The sequence below is a fragment of the Cryobacterium sp. Y50 genome, assembly GCF_002929805.1.
Classification (GTDB): Bacteria; Actinomycetota; Actinomycetes; order Actinomycetales; family Microbacteriaceae; genus Cryobacterium.
Genome location: NZ_PJJM01000034.1, coordinates 1 through 5,635, shown reverse-complemented (window position 1 = coordinate 5,635; position 5,635 = coordinate 1). Strand labels below are relative to the sequence as shown.

The following is a 5,635-nucleotide window of genomic DNA, read 5'->3' as shown; positions in this document are numbered from 1 at the left end:
TCGTCGGGCCTGCACGGCTGAATCTTGGTCGTGCAGTCCCAATGTGAAGTGATTGCTTCCCGCAAGATGTGGCGCGATGTCATATTCGGGCGGCAGACCGAACAAAGGTGTTCATTCGTGAGAATCATGTGCTCGTATTGTCGTCCTCAGGCGCAAATCAAATTGGACCCTGCCCAGAACGCAGAGACTGCCGCACCTCGATACTTGCTGAAATATTCCGGCTATAACTCCACCACTATCCGTCTTTACCACGGTCGTCGGTAACCCCGCCAGCCAACGGTCGGAGCGACATCCCCCGGATCTCCTACTCATTCAATTCAAACCGTGCCATTGCAGTTCTTCAAACGCGCTCGGAGGGAAAACCGGAATATGCAAATTGGGATGACGAAGTCATAAAACGGTCTCTAGAAAATTCTTTTCACCTTTCAACGGCGTGTGACCCCGCACCAAGGGCACAAGCCACATATCCCAGGAAACGTAGTGTGTGTTGTGGGTTCAATAGAGTACGGCAATAGAACGGTCGAATTTGACGATCGGATTCTGGCGCACATTCAGATCGTGATTGTCCGCAAGCTTCGCCGTGGCGAAAGCTTCCTGGTGTCCTGGAAAGATGCCTCTGAGACGGGACATGGTCGCAGTTCAATATGGATGCACCCCGCCATACCCCTCTACTTCAAATTCCATGGCGGTCGCTCGCCCAGCGTGAACCCGGTCTGGTTGGCGGAACTCACCCTCTCCGCCGACAGCTCTTTCGGGATGCTCATTACGTCAGAGCAAACATCGCCCTAAATTACGCGGCAAACGAACTCACGGGAGTGTTGACATGCGCTATGTCAGCACCACGATGGCCTCCGCCATCCGACGGCAACGAACGCGCGAGCAGCAGCCAACAGCATCGACACGCAACAACCATTCGAGACTTCTGGCAGTCTCGCGACCTGTTGGCTACGAAGAGTCTTGTCACTACGACATCGGCACGTCTCCGTGTCATGTTCCCCATACTCGTCTGCACAACGAACGCTTAGACGGTGATGTCCCCGGCGCGTTGGATCGCGCAGTAGACCGTGGACCTGGCCACGCTGAAGAGTTCAGCGATCTGCGCGGTGGTGCGTTCGCCTCGCCGGTGGACCTCGACGCCGTGCTTCTCCTGCGCCTGGAATAGCTCAGGCTACGTGACCGCAACCAGCGACATTTGTGCCCGCACCATCGCCACCTAAGAGACCTCGGGCGAGCGGCAGACGCACTCAACATCAAGGGGTCAATCGTGCCCGTTTCGACGCGGATGACCGGAATTAGAAGAGGAAGAAATGAAGCTGATGAGTAAGCACCTCTCGCCCGCCGCAATTGTTGTCGGTAGGCCAGCCACCATCGACGGCATCAGCAGCCGAACGCGTTCGCGAAACATCGGAAAAGTGTTAACCTCACTCCCTAATTGCCCGGAGCCCGCAGAAACGAATCCAAACGCTGACCGGGAGAGTCAATGACGCAGGCAGATCGTGTCGCCGCATGAATCCGCACACGTTAAATATCCCATCAATTTTACAACCCGGCGGACCCTGAATACGTCCAGTCATTTTTCTTCCCCCGCAAACGCTTCCCCCGAGCGATTCAACACGAATCAGGCACCGCAGATCTTGTTCATTCCTGAGACGGCCTGGATCAACAAACCTATCGAAAAAGACCCACTTGAACTAGCCGCCTAAACTCCCACTGGCCTCATCCACCTTGACCAACTCCGAGACGCCGGAAGACTTCAACCGCATCACAAGTGAAATTGAGAATGGACTGGGACAGTAATCATGGGTAAATTTAGTTGCGGAACCCCGTCAAGCTCCATCGAGTTCGATGATCGGGTACTCGCCCACCTCAAGGTCGTCATTCTCGCCAAGGTGAGCCGCGGAGAAAGTTTTACGTTTTCGTGGGAATACTCGGCGGCAGCAGGAAGCGGTCACAGTTCCATCTGGATCCATCCGACAATCCCGCTTCAATTCGACTTCTTCGGCAGCAAGGAGCCCGCCTTAACCGTGCCTGGGTCGAAGAACTCGTACACCTGTCAAACACACCAGCGGGACTGCGGGTGACGCCGCAACCAACCGAGTCCGAAGCGCCCTTACGCCCCCGATACACGCCTGACCACATCGCACCAGCGCCCACGCGTGTAGTTGCTTCTACGCAGTTCGCACCCGTCATCCCTCCAACGCCCACGACCCTCACAGCCTGTTGCACGGAGCTTTCGGCCAGTACGGCATATCTTCAGATGCGCCACCGGTTACGTGGGCGCCGCGAGGTGTATATCGCCGACCAACAGTCACGACCCCAACCCGGTTCATGCTGCGAGCGGAAACGTCACTTTTCGTGTCGAGCAGCGCAAGTGCGGGACGAATCCGTTTGAGATTATGCGGTCGTTTCAAAGTTGAAACTATAGTCGTCCTCAAACGCGGACGTAGAGTCGGGCTGATGATCCAGGGAAAGACCAAAAGATACAGTCCCGGAGCGCGCCAGCCGCTGCCTCATGTACGACACGATGTCACGATTATCAGGTTCGGGTCTGTCGGTATGTGAGGTTTCCGCCATAATAGGGGCGCCCTGACTCAACAGCAGCAGAGCCTGTACATCGTCTCCGCCGACACTGTAAGCCATCAACCGGACAGTGTCTACTCCCCCAGAACGGGCCAGCATCGCCGCATATTCAACGACAAGTTCCGCTACCTCATCCCCCACCAGCAAGCTCTTGCCGACGAACGTCAAATTCATCATGCGAAAACCGTAGCACCGAAAAGTAACCGCTCGAGTGGTTGCATCTCAGCGCACGGCGANCCGCAGTCTACTTGTCCGACCCAAGACCTATGTCTCAGCGATGACAGGCCATAAAACAGGACCAGTTGGCGGCTACAGCGCCACATACAAACAGTTGAGCTACCGCTACGCCGTGCTCTGCCCCGCACAAGGATCTAATGGCGAGTAGCGGTTGATGGTAGCGCCAGTCCAGGTAGTTGGTAACAAAGTTCTGACGAGGTGGTAGCGGCCCGGGCGTGGCGCCCAGGCCGCCTTGGTGTTATTCCCAGTAGCCTTCGTGGGCGCGGGCTTGGTCGTTGCGGTGCTGGCGCATGTCGATCTGGCCGAGCTTGATGATGCGGGCGTTGTTGGCGAGGCGGTTAACGATCGAGTCCGCAGCGACTCGGTCGGGCAGCTCGGCGACCCAGTGCGCGGGTCCGGTCTGTGAGGCGATCATCGTCGGGAGCCGGTGTTCCCGGTTGGCGAGGATCGCGAACAGGTCGTTGCCAGCGTCGCTGTCGATGCCGACGGTGAGGAAGTCGTCGATGATGAGCAGGTCGATGTTCGAGATCTCGTTCAACAGTTTTTGGTGGGCGATGGCGTCGCTGCGAGCGATGACGAGCTTTCGGGCGAGGTCGTCCATCCGGAAGTAGAGGACCGAATGCTCACTCTCGCAGGCGCCGATAGCGAGGGCGCAGGCGAGGTAGGTTTTCCCGCCTCCGGTGGGCGAGATGATCAGCAGGTTCGTTGCATCGGAGCGCCAGTCATGGGCGGCATAGTGCCGCATTCTGACCTGGGTGATCCCGCGTCCCTCGCGATAGTCGACCTCGGCGACGGTGGCGCCCGGGATCGGGAACGCAGCCTGACGGATGAGTTTGTCGACCTTGTTGATCCGTCGGGACTCCAACGCGTCGTCGACCGCGGTGAGGAACAGCTGCTCGGGGGTGAGGGTGTCGTTGGCTTCGTCCTGGATGAGTTCCTCCAGCCGGGTCGCGACGTGGGTCACGCGCAGAGCCCGGAACTTGTCGTAATCAACGCTGGTGAACATCACTTGACCTCCTCGTCGCGGGCATAGTGTGAGGCGTCACGGACATAAACATCCGGCATGGTGTCATGGAACACGACCGTGCTGACGCGTTTGCGTGTGGAGGCCGCCGGGACCCTCGGCCGCGGCTTCTTCGCATCGCTGTCGATCGCGGCCATCAACCGTTTCAGCGTCGAATAGGTCGGATGGCCGCTCCGGTTCACGAGCTCCTGGCAAGCCGCCTCCAGCCGTTCCCGGTTGTTCTTGCCGAGCCCGTCGAGGATGTTCTGGCAGGACAGGTAGCCCTGCGCTTCGATCGTCTGGCTGTCCAGGATCTGCTCGATCACCGTGACGGTGGCCGGCCCGACGCTGCGCGCCCGGTCGGTGAACCAGCGCCTCGACCACAGCCCGTCGATATCGCGGTGCTGCGGCGGGACATGGTCCGGCAGGGTCGAGTACTGGCCCTTGCGACCTGTCAGCCGCGGGTGTTCGCAGATGCTCTCGTGCCCGTCGAAGACCGTCACCCGTGACGATGTCAGCCGAACCCGCAGCAGCTTGCCCGCCAGTGCGAACGGCACGGAATACCGTTGGGTGTCCGCGGTGACGTGGTAGTTCCGGGCCGCCTTCAGCTCCTTCCACTCGACGTCCTCGAACCCAACATCCGGCAACGGGCCCAGCAGCTCCCGCTCCTCGGCGTCGAAACGCTCCCACCGGGTGGTGTCGTCAGCGCGGCGGATATCATGGTTGATCTCCCGCACCCGTTCCTCAATCGCAGCATTCAACTCGCCCAGCGTAGTGAAGACGTCGTCCTCGAGATAGCCGATGACGCGTTTGTTGACCACGTTCACCGCATTCTCAGCAGCAGCCTTGTCACGGGGTTTTTTCACTCTGGCCGGGACAATTGCAGTCTGATAGTGATCAGCGAGCTGCTGATATCTGGCGTTCACGATCCGCTCCGCATCACCCCTGTGGGTCTGGTGGGTGGACGTCGTCGGGTTATCCGGCACGACGATCTGCGTCACGCCGCCGAAGAACGCGAACGCCTGAACATGGGCGTCGAGCCACGCCGGAGACTTCATATCCGCGTAGGCGCGGCAGAACATCAGTCCCGAATAGGGCAGCACTGCGACGAACAGAATCGCTCTGACGACCTCGCCGGTGATGGTGTCGACGACGTCCATGGTGTCGCCGGCCCAGTCCACCAGCATTGCCCGACCCGGCTCATGGCGCAGCACCGCAACCAGGTCATGGGTGCGGAGGTAGTCGGTGAACAGGGCGCAGAACTGCGAATACCCGTACTTCTTCCCTGCGTCTTTCGTGTCGACGTAACGACGCCACGCCAACAGCAACGTGAACTGCCGGTTCGCTTTCATCGACGCCAGCACCCGCGACAAGTCAGGCTGGTCATACTCGTCCGACACGTTTCGGCGCCCGTCGGGGAACCACTCGGCCAGCTCGACGTCGCTGACCGCGACCGTCGAGGTCAGACCGCGCTGCTGGACCTCTTGCCGGACCCGGGCCACGTCGCGATGGGAACACCCCACGATCTCCACGACCTCGCGATAACTCCGCCCCTCCAGCAACAACCCCAACATTTTTCGATAGTCCGCCATACCCCGCCCCTTACTGAAAAGGACCACGCCTGATGCGTGGCCCCCTCACAGCAGAGCAGTTCACCACCCGCCAGCGCTACCGTGTACCCGGAATCGCGCTACCAAGTCGCCGGACTGGCGCTACCATCAAGCCCTACTCGCCATCTAACAAGGATGATCGCGTGATTCTCACATCGAACCCGGTTGCGGCTCTTCACAACATCTCGAATGAGCCAATCATGTA

Annotated in this window: 5 protein-coding genes; 1 reads left to right on the top strand and 4 read right to left on the bottom strand. The window is 59.4% G+C overall.

Annotated elements, in window-relative coordinates; translation table 11 throughout:
* Positions 1-495 precede the first annotated feature (495 nt).
* A complete protein-coding gene (locus CXY73_RS23115; protein WP_255411330.1) occupies positions 496-630 on the bottom strand; it encodes a hypothetical protein in 135 nt (44 codons plus the stop codon).
* A gap of 193 nt (positions 631-823) precedes the next feature.
* Here CXY73_RS23115 and CXY73_RS21275 point away from each other — a divergent pair, with 193 nt between their 5' ends.
* Entirely contained in the window at positions 824-1,162 is a 339-nt protein-coding gene (locus tag CXY73_RS21275) for a hypothetical protein (protein WP_146071542.1), read from the top strand.
* Positions 1,163-2,394: 1,232 nt separating this feature from the next.
* Here the strand turns inward: CXY73_RS21275 and CXY73_RS00395 are convergent.
* The 3 genes from CXY73_RS00395 to istA all read right to left on the bottom strand — a co-directional run bounded on the left by CXY73_RS00395 (position 2,395) and on the right by istA (position 5,412).
* Positions 2,395-2,757: a hypothetical protein gene (locus tag CXY73_RS00395; protein ID WP_104176432.1), complete on the bottom strand. Its 363-nt coding sequence runs from the start codon at positions 2,755-2,757 to the stop codon at positions 2,395-2,397.
* 298 nt (positions 2,758-3,055) lie between these two features.
* Complete coding sequence (locus CXY73_RS00390) at positions 3,056-3,823, bottom strand: ATP-binding protein (protein ID WP_104176431.1); 768 nt, start codon at positions 3,821-3,823, stop codon at positions 3,056-3,058.
* Positions 3,823-5,412 carry an IS21 family transposase gene (gene istA / locus CXY73_RS00385; RefSeq protein ID WP_233198052.1) on the bottom strand — a complete coding sequence of 530 codons (1,590 nt, stop codon included), beginning with the start codon at positions 5,410-5,412 and terminating at the stop codon, positions 3,823-3,825. The genes CXY73_RS00390 and istA overlap by 1 nt, the downstream gene beginning before the upstream one ends.
* Between the last annotated feature and the right edge of the window lie 223 nt (positions 5,413-5,635).

Bases quoted from the DNA above. Each gene is read 5' to 3' on its own strand.
- CXY73_RS23115 (WP_255411330.1), bottom strand. From the start codon at position 630: ATGTCCCGTCTCAGAGGCATCTTTCCAGGACACCAGGAAGCTTTCGCC.
- CXY73_RS21275 (WP_146071542.1), top strand. From the start codon at position 824: ATGCGCTATGTCAGCACCACGATGGCCTCCGCCATCCGACGGCAACGA.
- CXY73_RS00395 (WP_104176432.1), bottom strand. From the start codon at position 2,757: ATGATGAATTTGACGTTCGTCGGCAAGAGCTTGCTGGTGGGGGATGAG.
- CXY73_RS00390 (WP_104176431.1), bottom strand. From the start codon at position 3,823: ATGTTCACCAGCGTTGATTACGACAAGTTCCGGGCTCTGCGCGTGACC.
- istA (WP_233198052.1), bottom strand. From the start codon at position 5,412: ATGGCGGACTATCGAAAAATGTTGGGGTTGTTGCTGGAGGGGCGGAGT.